This is a genomic window from Vibrio sp. V43_P6S15P86, assembly GCF_009904725.1.
GTDB classification, from domain to species: domain Bacteria; phylum Pseudomonadota; class Gammaproteobacteria; order Enterobacterales; family Vibrionaceae; genus Vibrio; species Vibrio diabolicus.
In genome coordinates this window covers 13,361-27,916 of the sequence record NZ_WXWT01000455.1, presented here as the reverse complement: position 1 = coordinate 27,916, position 14,556 = coordinate 13,361, and the positions used below count along the sequence as shown (strand labels likewise).

The 14,556-nt window shown below is 47.6% G+C and carries 10 protein-coding genes; 8 read left to right on the top strand and 2 right to left on the bottom strand.

The annotated features are described in order from the left end of the window. The 3 genes from CAG69_RS20350 to CAG69_RS20340 all read left to right on the top strand — a co-directional run. Positions 1-1,291, top strand: a 1,291-nt coding sequence (locus CAG69_RS20350; RefSeq protein WP_161445916.1) for an anaerobic C4-dicarboxylate transporter, incomplete at its 5' end; no start/stop codon positions are given. A 161-nt stretch (positions 1,292-1,452) separates the two neighbouring features. Beyond that, positions 1,453-3,285 carry a protein-disulfide reductase DsbD gene (locus CAG69_RS20345; protein ID WP_161445914.1) on the top strand — a complete coding sequence of 611 codons (1,833 nt, stop codon included), beginning with the start codon at positions 1,453-1,455 and terminating at the stop codon, positions 3,283-3,285. A gap of 194 nt (positions 3,286-3,479) precedes the next feature. Continuing rightward, positions 3,480-4,109: a response regulator gene (locus CAG69_RS20340; RefSeq protein ID WP_161445912.1), complete on the top strand. Its 630-nt coding sequence runs from the start codon at positions 3,480-3,482 to the stop codon at positions 4,107-4,109. A gap of 2 nt (positions 4,110-4,111) precedes the next feature. Here the strand turns inward: CAG69_RS20340 and CAG69_RS20335 are convergent, their stop codons facing one another. Beyond that, positions 4,112-5,857 carry a potassium/proton antiporter gene (locus CAG69_RS20335; protein ID WP_047010251.1) on the bottom strand — a complete coding sequence of 582 codons (1,746 nt, stop codon included), beginning with the start codon at positions 5,855-5,857 and terminating at the stop codon, positions 4,112-4,114. 520 nt (positions 5,858-6,377) lie between these two features. On the opposite strand from CAG69_RS20335, the gene CAG69_RS20330 reads away from it, so the two are divergent. From CAG69_RS20330 to CAG69_RS20310, 5 genes are all read left to right on the top strand, one after another. After that, positions 6,378-6,641 (top strand): DUF4212 domain-containing protein, encoded by a 264-nt coding sequence (locus CAG69_RS20330; RefSeq protein ID WP_005397548.1) that lies wholly within the window; start codon positions 6,378-6,380, stop codon positions 6,639-6,641. Between the two features lie 12 nt (positions 6,642-6,653). Next, complete coding sequence (locus tag CAG69_RS20325) at positions 6,654-8,381, top strand: sodium:solute symporter family protein (protein WP_161445909.1); 1,728 nt, start codon at positions 6,654-6,656, stop codon at positions 8,379-8,381. A gap of 108 nt (positions 8,382-8,489) precedes the next feature. Then, positions 8,490-8,972, top strand: coding sequence for a hypothetical protein (locus CAG69_RS20320; RefSeq protein WP_161445908.1), 483 nt, complete (start codon positions 8,490-8,492; stop codon positions 8,970-8,972). A 201-nt stretch (positions 8,973-9,173) separates the two neighbouring features. Further along, a complete protein-coding gene (locus tag CAG69_RS20315) occupies positions 9,174-9,551 on the top strand; it encodes a hypothetical protein (protein ID WP_161445906.1) in 378 nt (125 codons plus the stop codon). A gap of 17 nt (positions 9,552-9,568) precedes the next feature. Further along, entirely contained in the window at positions 9,569-10,954 is a 1,386-nt protein-coding gene (locus tag CAG69_RS20310) for a class II fumarate hydratase (protein ID WP_161445904.1), read from the top strand. Between the two features lie 94 nt (positions 10,955-11,048). On the opposite strand, the gene CAG69_RS20305 is transcribed toward CAG69_RS20310, so the two are convergent. After that, positions 11,049-14,480, bottom strand: coding sequence for a hybrid sensor histidine kinase/response regulator (locus CAG69_RS20305; protein WP_161445902.1), 3,432 nt, complete (start codon positions 14,478-14,480; stop codon positions 11,049-11,051). Between the last annotated feature and the right edge of the window lie 76 nt (positions 14,481-14,556).

The window sequence follows — 14,556 nt, the reverse complement described above, 5'->3', positions numbered from 1 at the left end:
CTTCGTGGTTCTGCTCTTCATCTATTTGGGGGCAAGAATCGGTGGTATCGGCATTGGTTTTGCCGGTGGTGCTGGGGTCATTGCGTTGTCTTTGATCTTGGGCGTACCAACAAGCCAAGCTTACATTCCCGTTGACGTAATTTTGATCATCATGTCTGTAATCACCGCTATCGCAGCAATGCAAGTAGCGGGTGGTTTAGACTGGATGGTGCAAGTTGCTGAAAACTTTTTGCGCAAGCATCCTGAGCGCATCACCTTTTATGCGCCTATCGTAACTTACCTAATGACATTAATGGCGGGTACTGGCCACACGGCATTCTCTACTTTGCCAGTGATTGCAGAAGTAGCGAAAGGCCAAGGCGTGCGCCCTTCTCGTCCACTGTCTATCGCGGTCGTGGCATCGCAAATCGCTATCACCGCATCACCAATCTCAGCGGCTGTTGTAGCGTTCGCGGCAATGCTGCACCCATTTGGCGTTGACTACCTAACACTACTAGCAATCTGTATCCCAACGACGTTTATCGCGTGCATGATCGGTGCGTTCGTGGCGAACTTCATGGGCTGTGAGCTAAAAGACGATGCTGAATACCAAGAGCGTCTAGAAAAAGGCTTAATCAAGCTAAATACAGAAGCAAAACGCGAAATCCTGCCAACAGCGAAAAAAGCAACCTTCATCTTCCTAGGCGCGATCGCCTTTGTTGTGTGCTACGCAGCGGCTATCTCTGGTTCAGTAGGCCTAATCGAGAACCCTGCACTTGGCCGTAACGAAGCAATCATGACGGTAATGCTAGCAGCCGCAGCAGCTATCGTAATGAGCTGTAAAATCGACGCTGGCAAAATTCCAGCAGCAGCAACATTCCGCTCTGGTATGACAGCGTGTGTGTGTGTTCTTGGTGTGGCATGGCTAGGTTCTACGTTCGTTAACGCGCACGTTGACGGCATCAAAGAAGTGGCTGGTGCGCTACTAGCAGACTATCCATGGATGCTAGCACTTGTTCTATTCTTCGCGTCTATGCTGCTTTACTCTCAAGGTGCAACCACGGTTGCGCTAATGCCAGCAGCACTTGCTATCGGTGTAGCACCACTAACCGCCGTTGCGTCTTTCGCAGCAGTAAGTGCGCTATTCGTACTGCCAACTTACCCAACGCTACTTGCGGCGGTTGAGATGGACGACACGGGTTCGACGCGTATCGGTAAATACGTATTTAATCACCCGTTCTTCGTACCTGGTGTGGTAACCATTGCATCTGCGGTAGCACTTGGCTTCGCATTCGGTGGTCTACTGCTCTAGTGGAAACAGAGTCTTACTCGGGGAGCTTCGGCTCCCTTTTTTATTGCCTGTCGTCTTGAATTATGCTCAATAAATCTTCATTTTCATGAAACTTATTGACTCTCCTCCGGGTCTGATTGAGTTACACTAACGGCAATTATCTAAGATGAATTGACTCTTTTATGCGCGCATTACTTTCCGTTTTACTCTTAGGGCTCATTACCTTTTCCACTCCGTCTTTAGCTTTGTTTGGCAAAGACCAGTTTAACAGTAGCCAGAACAACAGTTTTGGTAGCAGCAGCGACAGCTTTGTTCCGGTTGATCAGGCGTTTCCATTTAACTTTTACCAGCAAGATGACAAATTGATGCTCGATTGGCAGGTACGTGACGGGTACTACCTATATCAAGAGCGCTTGTCTGTAGCTGGTGAGAAAGTATCGCTAGGCGAACTGCAAATGGAAGACGGTACACCGCATAAAGATGAATTCTTTGGTGACGTGCATATCTATACTCAACCTCTCTTCGTTAATGTACCAATGCATGATTGGCAAGACGGTGCGCGCGTGGTGGTGCAATACCAAGGTTGTGCGAAAGCAGGCTTCTGTTACCCGCCAGAAACTCGCGTGATTCCTATCAGCGCGTTTACTTCGTCGAACTCAGATTCAACGGCGGCGACAACTGCACCAAAAGCAGAACAGGCACCAGCAGCAACGCCACCAGCGGCGCAATCATCTACGTCTGGTGACACATCATCAGCGCCAGTAACACAGCAAGATAGCCTTGCAGCCAACCTTGCTGATAACTGGTGGACACCACTTCTGTTCTTAGCGCTTGGTGTGGGCTTGGCGTTTACCCCTTGTGTGCTGCCGATGTATCCCATTCTCACCAGCATCGTGCTTGGTAGCGGCAAACTGAGCCAACGTCGTGCGCTTGGTTTGTCATTTGTTTACGTACAAGGCATGGCGCTGACTTACACGCTGCTCGGCCTTGTGGTGGCATCTGCAGGTATGCAGTTCCAAGCGGCGATGCAACACCCTTATGTGCTGATTGGCTTGAGCGTACTGTTCATCGCACTCGCTTTGTCTATGTTTGGTCTGTACTCATTACAGCTACCAAGCAACGTTCAAACGTGGTTAAACAACCTCAGCAACAAACAGCAAGGCGGCAGCAGTGCAGGCGTGTTTGCAATGGGGGCAATATCTGGCTTGGTGTGCTCACCATGTACCACGGCACCTCTATCTGGTGCGCTACTTTACGTTGCACAAAGCGGCGATTTGCTTACCGGTGGTATAGCGTTATACGCGCTGGCGATGGGCATGGGTATTCCGCTGATTCTTGTTGCGGTCTTCGGCAACAAACTGCTACCAAAAGCAGGTGGTTGGATGGACCGAGTGAAAACACTCTTCGGCTTTATTCTGCTTGCCGCACCTATCTTCTTACTAGAACGCATCATGCCAGAAATGTGGTCAACAATTCTGTGGTCAACACTGGGCATCGCTGCCTTTGGTTGGCTGTATCATGTGAAAAACAGCTTGGAGTTTGGTGGCTGGAAACAAAGCGCCGTTGGCATCATCGCCGTATTGGGTTTGCTCGCGTCAGCACAGCCAGTATTAAATTACTGGTTTGGTAATAACGCAACGCAAGCTCAACAAACTTCCGTAAGCTTTACACGCATTGCCAATGTTGCAGAGTTGGAAGAACAACTAGCGCTAGCCAAAGCAGCTGGCAAACCTGTGATGCTCGACTTCTACGCCGATTGGTGTGTGGCGTGTAAAGAGTTTGAGAAGTACACCTTCCATGATCCAAGCGTCGAAGCCAAGCTAAAAGACTTTGTTCTTCTGCAAGCTGATGTAACCAAGAACCAAGTGCAAGATATTGAGTTACTCAAACACATGAACGTGCTTGGCTTGCCAACAATCGAGTTCTGGGATGCGAACGGCAAACACGTTTCAAACGCGCGTTTAACTGGTTTTATGCAAGCCGAGCCTTTCTTAGAGCACATCCAACAATTCTGATCACCAGATATTCAAACGCCAGTGATGACCACTGGCGTTTTTTATTACCCAGATTTGAATGAGAAAATTGCGCTTATATGCAATTTCCCTAATAAAAGTCGATTTGGTTCAGACTTTTAGCGAATAAATATTGTCCACTCTCTCAAAGCTGGACAATAATAAATTTAACGAAATAGTCAAAAGTGTTTAACGTCATGGATTCGACCTACACCATCATCATTGCAGATGATCACCCACTCTTCCGTAATGCCTTGTTTCAATCTATCCACATGGCAATCAGTGGGGCAAATTTGCTGGAAGCGGACTCACTCGACGCACTACTGGCTTTGTTAGAGCGAGAAGAAGAGCCAGATTTGGTGCTATTGGATCTCAAAATGCCAGGAGCAAATGGTATGTCTGGCTTGATTCACTTGCGAGCAGAACACTCAGATTTACCAATCGTCGTCGTCTCAGCGAGTGAAGAGCCAGCGATCGTGACACAAGTGAAAAGCCATGGTGCGTTTGGTTTTATTCCGAAATCGAGCGATATGCGCGAATTGGTGAATGCGCTCAATCAAGTGCTCAATGGCGACCCGTATTTTCCTGAAGGGCTGATCACCAATAACGCGGCATGTAATGACTTAGCGGAGAAGATTGCCGCGCTAACGCCACAGCAATATAAGGTGTTGGGGATGTTGTCAGATGGCTTACTGAACAAGCAAATCGCCTACGAATTGAATGTTTCAGAAGCCACCATCAAAGCGCACATGACGGCGATTTTCCGCAAGCTCGGCGTAAAAAACCGCACACAAGCAGTCATCATGCTAACGGAGATGAACGACTAGGTTCACTCCTCGTCAGCGAGCAGGCTTTGCTCGCTTGGCAACCGGATACCTACTTTGGTGACTTGTTGGTCAACGACATCGGCAATGATCCATTGCAAGCCTTGCCACTCGAATTGGTCCCCTAACACTGGTGTACTCCCCAATTGTTCTTCTACAAGGTTTCTTAAGCTTTTATCGAGTGATTCATCGCCCAAGTTCAGGCCATACATCATCGCAATATCGGCAAGGTTCACTTCAATATCTAGGAAGAAATCACCAAAGAATCGTGCCAATGACGCTTTCTCAGGCGCTTCACTAAATAGCAAGCTCAGGGCATCCAAATCCTTTTCTTGCGCCAACACACACAAGGTATCGTCTTCTTCGAGGCGCGTACTACCTGACGGATGCAATAACGCTTTATTGCGAAATACTGCGGCGATGCGCGTTCCATCCGGCATCGAAAGACTACGCAATGGTTCACCAATACACCATTTATCCGCTTTAAGCTTATAGATAAACAGTTCCCACTCACTAGTTGGGTAAATCTCCACACCTGTGCGTGAAATTGGCTCAGGTTTAGAAGGTAGCTCTACCTTCGCCAGAGACATCGCTTTAGTCAATGTGCCACCTTGTACAATCAAAGAGACCATTACCACGAAAAACGCCAAATTGAAGTACAACTGCGCATCTGGCAATCCTGCCATCATTGGAAATACCGCCAGAATAATTGGGACAGCACCGCGCAAGCCCACCCAAGAAACAAACCACTTTTCACGTGGTGTGAAACTCTTGAATGGCAGTAAACCGATCCAAACCGAGATTGGACGGGCAAATAAAATCATCCCAAAGGCCAGCGCCAAACCAGGCAACGCAATAGAGAGCAAGTTGGAAGGCGTAACCAATAAACCAAGCACGAGGAACATACCGATTTGAGCTAGCCACGTCATGCCATCTAGCACATGAAGAATGGAATGGCGGCTGCGTGTTGGACGATTACCTAGCAGTAAACCAACCAGATAAATTGACAGAATACCGCTGCCACCTAATGCATTAGATAAAGCGAAAATCAGCAAGCCACCACTGACGGTTAAAATCGAATATAAGCCATCCGGCAGTTGATTACGATTGATGACCTTCCACAAAATCCAGCCACCAGCAAAACCGAGTAAAGCGCCAATACCAAACTGCTTAAGAAAACTGAGCGCCAAAAAGCCCACACTCAAATCTGCATCTGGGTTCGCTAAAATAGCAATCAGAGTAACAGTCAGAAACACCGCCATAGGATCATTGGTGCCGGATTCAATTTCCAGCGTTGAGCCAACACGTTCGTTAAGACTACGACCTTTGAGTAGAGAAAAAACCGCGGCAGCATCTGTGGAGCCGACAATCGCACCAACTAATATACCTTGCAGCAAGTCTAAGTCGAATAACCACGTTGCCATCAGCCCGGTCAAAATAGTGGTGATCGCAACCCCAAACGTTGCCAAGGACACCGAAGGCCATAACGCCACCCTAAAGCTGGCAACCCGTGTTCTCATACCACCATCGAGCAAAATGATGGCTAATGCGAGGTTACTGACCAAGTAAGCGATCGAAAAATTATCAAATAAAATACCGCCTAAACCGTCTTCCCCCGCCAGCATTCCAACGGCTAAAAATACCAAAAGAATTGGGATTCCCAACTTAGAGGAAACTGGGCTTAAAAGAACGCTAAGTGCGATTAACAACGCACCTATAAGAAAAAAACTGTTAATGGTGTCTGCGTCCATTCTCACCCTCCCTTAATGAAAAACGATATGCTTGTGATGAGCTAAGGCGACTTCGTTAATAAGTTAATGCCTTAATCTGCCTCCTCCTTAAACCGTCCCAAAGCGCGAGGTTGTACGAGAATGACTCAGTTATATTACTTTATTGTGCGCTAAAACGGTGATTTGGTACGAAAACTTTATGTAAATAAATTACTTGTGAATTTTTCACGCCAATTTTTTCGCTGATTGATAAAAAGAAGAACGCAGAATGTTTCTGTTAAGGATCGCTAAAATCAATGAAGAAAAAATTAATCACGTCTCTTATTCGTGCTTTTTATCATTTCTTTCCTTAGACCTTTGGCTAATTTAACAGCTTTTTAACATCAATAAATAACCCTAACTTTTCTCTAAGCGACCATATCACGGGAGTTTTTTATTTTTTATACCCCGACTAAAGTTGAAAAGAGTTCTTGCCAACACCTTGCTAATGTACATGTTGAAACATTTTTTTAACAACAATACCAATCGTAAGGAGACGGCAATGGCATTTGAAAGCGAAGAAAGAGCCAAAGCCTATTGGGACAAAAACGTGAAGCTCATGATTGGCCTTATGGTCATCTGGTTCGTAGTGTCTTTCGGCTGCGGCATTTTATTTGTCGACGTACTTAATCAATTTCAATTAGGTGGATACAAACTTGGTTTCTGGTTTGCTCAGCAAGGCTCCATCTACACCTTCCTAGGTATTATTTTCTATTACGCATGGAAGATGCGCCAAATCGACCGTGAATTCGGCGTAGATGAGTAAGGAGTAACTCAGATGGATTTGAAAACTATTACCTACCTGGTTGTTGGTGCAACCTTCGTCCTCTACATCGGTATTGCGATCTGGGCGCGTGCGGGGTCAACCAAAGAGTTCTATGTCGCAGGTGGCGGGGTAAACCCAATCGCTAACGGTATGGCAACCGCTGCTGACTGGATGTCGGCGGCATCGTTCATCTCAATGGCAGGCCTAATTGCCTTTATGGGTTACGGCGGCTCCGTATTCCTAATGGGTTGGACGGGTGGTTACGTACTGCTTGCACTGTTACTCGCCCCTTATCTACGTAAGTTTGGTAAGTTTACGGTGCCAGAGTTTGTTGGTGAACGCTTTTACTCGAACACGGCACGTATCGTGGCGGTTATCTGTCTTATCATCGCATCGGTCACTTATGTTATCGGCCAGATGAAAGGCGTTGGCGTTGCCTTCGGTCGCTTCCTAGAAGTTGATTACTCAACAGGCCTACTGATTGGTATGTGTATCGTATTCATGTACGCAGTACTTGGCGGCATGAAAGGCATCACATACACGCAGATTGCTCAATATTGCGTACTCATTCTTGCTTACACTATCCCTGCAATCTTTATCTCTCTGCAACTTACAGGTAACCCGCTACCTCAGATTGGCCTCGGGAGTACCATTCAAGGCACCGATGTTTATCTTCTCGATAGGCTCGACCAAGTGGTGACCGAACTCGGCTTTAGTGAATACACTACGCAGGTTCGCGGTAGCACACTAAACATGTTCGTTTACACCATGTCATTGATGATCGGTACTGCGGGTCTACCACACGTTATCATCCGTTTCTTTACGGTACCTAAGGTACGTGATGCGCGTACTTCTGCAGGCTGGGCACTTGTGTTCATCGCTATTCTATACACAACAGCGCCAGCGGTTTCAGCAATGGCTCGTCTAAACCTAATGGATACCGTTAACCCAGCTCCGGGCCAACACCTTGCGTATGATGAGCGCCCTGATTGGTTCAAAAACTGGGAAACAACAGGTCTATTAGGCTTTGATGATAAGAATGGCGATGGCCTGATCGAGTACACCTCAAACCCTGACACCAATGAATTGCGAGTTGACCGTGACATCATGGTACTAGCAAACCCAGAAATAGCCAAGCTACCAAACTGGGTCATTGCACTCGTAGCCGCTGGTGGCCTCGCTGCAGCGCTATCCACAGCAGCGGGTCTGTTGCTTGCTATTTCGTCGGCGATTTCCCATGACTTAATTAAAGGGGTTATAAATCCGAACATATCCGAGAAGAAGGAGCTGCTTGCCAGCCGAATCTCGATGGCGGTGGCAATCGCAGCTGCAGGCTATCTCGGATTGAATCCTCCTGGCTTTGCCGCTGGTACGGTAGCGCTCGCCTTTGGTCTTGCTGCGTCATCCATCTTCCCTGCGTTGATGATGGGTATCTTCAGCAAAGGCATCAATAAAGAAGGCGCAATCGCCGGTATGATTGCCGGTATCAGTATCACACTGTTCTACGTATTCCAGCACAAAGGCATCCTATTCGTTGCTGACTGGAAATATCTAGAAAGTTGGGGAACCAACTGGTTCCTAGGTATTGAGCCAAACGCGTTTGGTGCTATCGGCGCACTATTTAACTTCATCGTCGCATTCGCTGTCTCCAAAGTAACAGCAGAAACGCCACAAGAAGTAAAAGACCTAGTCGAACACGTTCGCGTGCCAGTAGGTGCTGGTAGTGCAGTGGATCACTAAAAACTAATCAAAACCACAAAAGCCCCGTTTGGAACCAGCCGTCCGGGGCTTTTTTATTCTCACTTTTCAGTTACCATATTCGCAGTATGTCGTTGCAAGGAAGCCAAGATGTTCAAAAACAAGCACTTTATTCTCGCTCTACTGATTGCGCCAGTTCTCTCTTTGATCGCTTACTTCGGTACCGATATGGCCCTCAGCGAGAAACCCCACGCGGCGCAAGAAGGGGAAACTTACAAACTCGCGAGTAAGTCTAATTGTCGTTACACCAGTGGTCTGTGTGATATGGAAAATGGCGATTTTAAAGTGAAATTTCGCTCTGAAAAACTCACTAAAAATAACTTAGAATTGTCACTCAACGCCGCTTACCCACTCGAAGGGGTTAAAGTTTCTATTGTGAGTGACAAAGAGAAAAACGCTCAACCGATTGATATGAAGCCCGCCGATCAAGCAGGCCAAAGCTGGTACATTACCTTACCAAGACCAGCATCCGCAGAAAGCTGGTTAAGAGTCGTCATTCAATCTGGAGGCACACTTTATTACGGCGAAACACAAACCGCGTTTGTGAAGTACGAAACCTTATTTACAGAGTAATGGCCACAGATAAAGACACCGATATCCAAAACGTCGATACCTCATTGTCACCTCAGGACTAAATAATTCCCTCTCTGCCGACGCTTTTACGTCGGCTTTTGTTTCCGTAAGTCTTTCTTCAACAACCTCTTACTCTAAAAAGGGTTGCCAACCCACCACTTAATTGATAATAATTATCATTACATTTAACGAGAGGTGGTTATGGACAACAAACGGGACATCTTCAACGCATTTTTTAAAGCACAAGATAGATTCCTTCTCGCCGCACCACACGGCTTTGAGCCAGACGTAATTCATGACTATATTCATTGGGGAATGGTGTTGTCTTCCTGCTATGAACACGGTGCCGATGAAGAAAATCTATTGTTGTGTGAGCTGTTTTTGCGTCAGGTTTATTTCCATCTACTAGACGCAATTCAAGACTCCACTCGCAGTCGCATCTTCCGTAGTGTCTGTCTCGATTCTATCCATACGCCATTATTTTGCCTCAAACGCTATTATTACCAGTTTGAACAAGGCGACGTGAAATTTCTCGCACTACAACAACAATTACGCCTGATTCAAATCTCACTCGATTAACCAAAAGGATCCCTACCATGAGCACCGAATTCCGCATAGAAACTGACAGTATGGGCGAAGTAACAGTCCCTGCAGATGCTCTCTACCAAGCCCAGACTCAACGCGCCGTCGATAACTTCTCATTCAGTCAACATAAAATGCCATCTGGTTTTATCAAAGCGTTAGCACACATCAAGCAGACTGCGGCACTCACCAACGCACAGCTAGGGCTGCTTGAGGGAGATATTGCCAACGCGATTGCTGACGCAGCTCAAGCAATTATCGAGGGCAATCATATTGAGCAATTTCCAATTGACGTATTTCAAACCGGTTCAGGCACCAGCTCAAATATGAATGCGAATGAAGTGATTGCAACACTGGCCTCCCAGCATCTAGGCGGCACTGTCAGCCCTAATGATCACGTCAACATGGGACAAAGCAGTAACGATGTGGTGCCAACCGCAATTCAAGTTAGCGCAGCATTAGCCATTGAAAAACAGCTCTTTCCGGCCTTGTCACACCTCAGCCAAGCACTAGAGTCTAAGCAGCAAGCACTGAAAGATGTTGTAAAAACCGGGCGCACTCACTTAATGGACGCGATGCCTATTACCTTTGCTCAAGAGCTTGGCGGTTGGCAGTTCCAAATCGAGCACGCAAAACAAGCGATTGAGCAAGCACTGCCAGCGGTAAAAGCCTTAGCCCAAGGTGGTACGGCGGTTGGAACGGGGATCAATGCCGAACCACGCTTTGCGGACTTATTCGCTAGCAACCTGACACAATCGACTCGTATTCAGTTCACAGCCAGTGATAATTTCTTTTTCAATTTAAGCAGCCAAGATGCGATCGTCGCCCTATCGGGACAGCTCAAAACAGCAGCAGTTGCGATCATGAAGATCGCAAACGATCTTCGTTGGATGAATTCAGGCCCATTGGCTGGTTTAGGTGAGATTGAATTACAAGGCTTGCAACCGGGTTCTTCCATCATGCCTGGCAAAGTAAATCCTGTGATCCCAGAAGCCGCAGCTATGGCCTCAGCGCAAGTCATTGGTAATGACACCACGATTACCGTCGCGGGCCAAGCAGGCAACTTCCAACTAAACGTCATGCTACCTGTCATTGCTCATAACGTATTGGAGAGCATCGATTTACTCGCTAACAGCGCAACGGCTTTAGCTGATAAAGCCATTGCAACATTCGAAGTTCGTCAAAATAACTTGGATGTAGCGCTCGCCAAAAACCCAATTTTGGTCACGGCCCTCAACCCGGTCATTGGCTACCTAAAAGCGGCAGAAATCGCGAAGAAAGCCTATAAGCAGGGTCGTGCGATTATTGATGTCGCAGCAGAAGAAACCGATTTAGATAGAGCCACGCTAGAACGATTGCTTAATCCCGCAAAACTCACCCAAGGTGGCGTCGCGGAATAAGCGGCAAACTCAGCCTACAAACCAAAATAAGATTACAAACACAGAGACCTCCATTCGGAGGTCTCTTTTATAGCAACGCTAAAACACTCTAAATCTATGCGACGCGGTTGAGCACCGAACGCAATTTAAGCGGCTTAACTGGCTTCGCAATAAAGCTGAACCCATTTGCCTTGATGCCATCAAGCATATCATCGGTACGATCCGCGCTGATGATGACACCTTCAAAGCAGCTGCCTAGTCTCAAGCGACATTGCTGTAGCACTTCCAAGCCAGTACGACCATCATCAAGTCGGTAATCGGAAAAAATCACGTCCGGAATCCAACCATCCTCGAGTGCTTGTAGACTTTCGACCAAATCGGTCGCCACTCGCGTATCGCAGCCCCATCGAGACAGTAAGTTTTCCATACCGACTAAAATATCGGGCTCATTATCCACACATAGAATTCTTAGATGACCAAGTTCAGACTGGTTACTCATTGCCACGTGAACTGGGTGCGGCTGCACATGATCGGCTTTATCAAGCGTGATAGAAAAGACACTGCCTTTCCCAACCCAAGAACGCATCGAAATTTCATGCCCGAGCACTTGAGCAATTCCCTTGGAAATCGCCAAACCAAGCCCGAGACCTTGGTCGGAACGAACTTGAGTTCCGCGATTAAACTCTTCAAAGATCTCTTGCTGCTTCTCTTCTTCAATACCTACACCGTTGTCCCACACATCAATACGCACTCGCCCTTTTACCCGGCGAACACCGAGCGCCACTTTGCCATTCGGGTTATAACGAAACGCATTAGTCAGGAAGTTTTGCACCACACGGCGCAGCAGTTTGGGATCCGATTTCACCATGAGTGAGGATGGAATCATGGTGAATGCTATACCTTGTTGCTTGGCTAATGCGCTGAACTCCGCATTCAAATTCGACAACACATCGTTTAACGCAAAACCGTGTACATTGACTTCCAGCTTGCCCGACTCCAAGCGCGAGATATCCAGCAAATCTCCTATCAGGTCTTCGGCCGCCTCTAAAGCACTCTCAATGTGTGCCGACAGCTTTTTGGCTTCGCTGTCTTTGGCAACTTCCGACAGTGAAGAAGCAAACAGGCGCGCAGCGTTGAGTGGCTGCATCAAGTCATGGCTTACTGCCGCCAAGAACCGTGATTTGGACTTCGATTCCAAATCGGAGCGTTGCGTCGCTGCCACTAGCTGCTTGTTAAGTTGTTCTAATTCTCGAGTCCGCAGACGTACCCTTTCTTCCAATGTCTCGTTGGCGTCTTTCAGTGCTTGCTCTGCATCACGGAATACGGTGATGTCGGTAAAGCTCATCACAAAGCCACCTCCTGGCATTGGGTTACCTTGCACCTCTATCACGCGACCATCGGGACGGACCCGAGAAGAGGTGTGCCGAGTCCCTTGCTCAAGGTGATACACACGGCGACGGACGTGGTCATCAGGATCGCCTGGGCCACATAAACCTTGCTCTGCATTGTGCCGAATCACATCCGCAATCGGTCGCCCAACTTGGATCAAGCCTGGCGGAAATTCAAAGAGTTCTAAGTAGCGTTGGTTCCAAGCCACCAAGCGTAATTGCTTATCGACCACCGCAATACCTTGGCCGATATGTTCAATCGCCCCTTGAAGTAGGCCTCGGCTAAAATCGTACAGTTCAGAGGCTTCATCGACGATAGTCGCCACCTCTTCAAGCTGCATGTTTCTTCCTTGCAGGGCAGAAGTAAGTACTAACTTAGCAGAAGAAGCACCGAATACTCCGGCTAATACACGTTCGGTATGTCGAATCAGAGAAGATGGCGCTTGCTGATTCGGCATTAGCTCTTCTCGTTGCTGGCTCCAATACGCTTGAAAAGCCGCTTTTACTCGCGTTCGCCCAACAAACCTAGACGCTAGCATTTCTAGTTCAGCAACCGTAACACGACTCTGGTACAGGCTCATGTTTTCGCTTTCAGGCAGTGGCGTACCAACGAATGACGCCGATTGTAAGCGCTCACTTAGGCTTGGTCGTGTGGTCATAGAAACCACAACAAAACATACTGCATTGGCGACCACGCTGAGGATCATCCCCCAATCTGAAATCGCAATGTCAAAGCCAGCCAATACCTCTGGTGGGGTGATCAACCAAATCAAAAAGTTGTTACTGGCATTCCCGGCAAGCATGTCCGTTTGGCTCATTAACGTAATCAGCCAAATGGTAAAGCCTACCGCCAAGCCAACATACACACCTTTCTTATTCCCTTGACGCCAGTACATACCACCCACCAGCGCAGGCGCGAATTGCGTGATCGCCGCAAATGAGAGAAAGCCGATCGCTGAAAGTGAGTGAATGGTATCTAACGCTTGATAAAAACCCCAGGCGCCAATTAGTAGGACTAAAATCAGACCACGGCGGATCCGCAGTAATAATTCAGAGAAGTGATGATGGTTACGCTGCGTCAGTCGCATGCGACGCAATAGCAATGGCATAACCAAGTCATTCGAGACCATGATCGCTAAAGCAATCGTCGATACGATAACCATGCCGCTTGCCGCTGAAGTACCGCCTAGAAACGCAAGTAAGGCGATTTCACTCGCCCCTACCGACATCGGCACACTGATGACATAAGTATCAGGCGAAGCGCCACTCAAGAGACCTTGCCCTACCCACGCAATAGGTAAAACAAAAATCCCCATTAAGATCAGATAAATGGGGAACAACCAACGAGCCACATGCAAATCTTGAGCACGTTCATTTTCCACGACCATCGTATGGAATTGTCGTGGAAGACAAACAATCGCAAGCATCGTGAGTACGGTATGAATCAATATGGTCGGGATGTTTGGTGACTGATACGTCTGTGCGGCAACATCAACTAAGCTCAAATTCTCGGTGTTCATCGCCAACCAAACAATGAATACACCGACTACTAAAAACGCCAACAGTTTGATAATCGATTCGAAGGCAATCGCCATCATCATCCCACGATGGTGTTCCGTGTTATCAATGTGCCGGGTACCAAATAGCATGGTAAAAATTGCCAGTGCGACCACGACAAACCACGACACGCTATCGTTTTGATAACCAAAATCGGTAGCCAGTTCTGGGGCAATGATTTCTAGCCCCATGGTGATACCACGCAACTGCAAAGCGATGTACGGCAAAATTCCCGCAACTGCAATGAGTGTAACAACTACGGCCAAACCTTGAGATTTGCCGTAACGAGCTCCGATAAAATCAGCAATCGACGTGATGTGTTCCCGTTTAGCAATCAAAATAAGCCGAGCTAAAACGCGCCATCCGATGGTAAACACTAAAATGGGGGCAATATAGATGGGCAAGAAAGACCAAGGGTTACTGCTGGCCTGCCCGACCGTGCCGTAGAAGGTCCACGATGTACAGTACACCGCAATGGAAAGGCTATAAATCCACGGCCGCCAGCGTGCTAACCACCTTTTCTGAATGTCGCCGTACCACGCGATGATAAATAAGGCTCCCAAATACGCCAAAGAAACGGGAACCACCAGCCATCCTTGCATCCGATATCCTTTCTTGCCTTTCTTGCCGTTTTAAAGCAAGAGAATAAAAAAACCTCTCCATTAGGGAGAGGTTTCA

Coding starts and splice junctions, on each gene's coding strand:
- CAG69_RS20340 (WP_161445912.1), top strand. CDS start 3,480: ATGGATTCGACCTACACCATCATCATTGCAGATGATCACCCACTCTTC.
- CAG69_RS20315 (WP_161445906.1), top strand. CDS start 9,174: ATGGACAACAAACGGGACATCTTCAACGCATTTTTTAAAGCACAAGAT.
- CAG69_RS20345 (WP_161445914.1), top strand. CDS start 1,453: ATGCGCGCATTACTTTCCGTTTTACTCTTAGGGCTCATTACCTTTTCC.
- CAG69_RS20325 (WP_161445909.1), top strand. CDS start 6,654: ATGGATTTGAAAACTATTACCTACCTGGTTGTTGGTGCAACCTTCGTC.
- CAG69_RS20310 (WP_161445904.1), top strand. CDS start 9,569: ATGAGCACCGAATTCCGCATAGAAACTGACAGTATGGGCGAAGTAACA.
- CAG69_RS20330 (WP_005397548.1), top strand. CDS start 6,378: ATGGCATTTGAAAGCGAAGAAAGAGCCAAAGCCTATTGGGACAAAAAC.
- CAG69_RS20335 (WP_047010251.1), bottom strand. CDS start 5,857: ATGGACGCAGACACCATTAACAGTTTTTTTCTTATAGGTGCGTTGTTA.
- CAG69_RS20320 (WP_161445908.1), top strand. CDS start 8,490: ATGTTCAAAAACAAGCACTTTATTCTCGCTCTACTGATTGCGCCAGTT.
- CAG69_RS20305 (WP_161445902.1), bottom strand. CDS start 14,480: ATGCAAGGATGGCTGGTGGTTCCCGTTTCTTTGGCGTATTTGGGAGCC.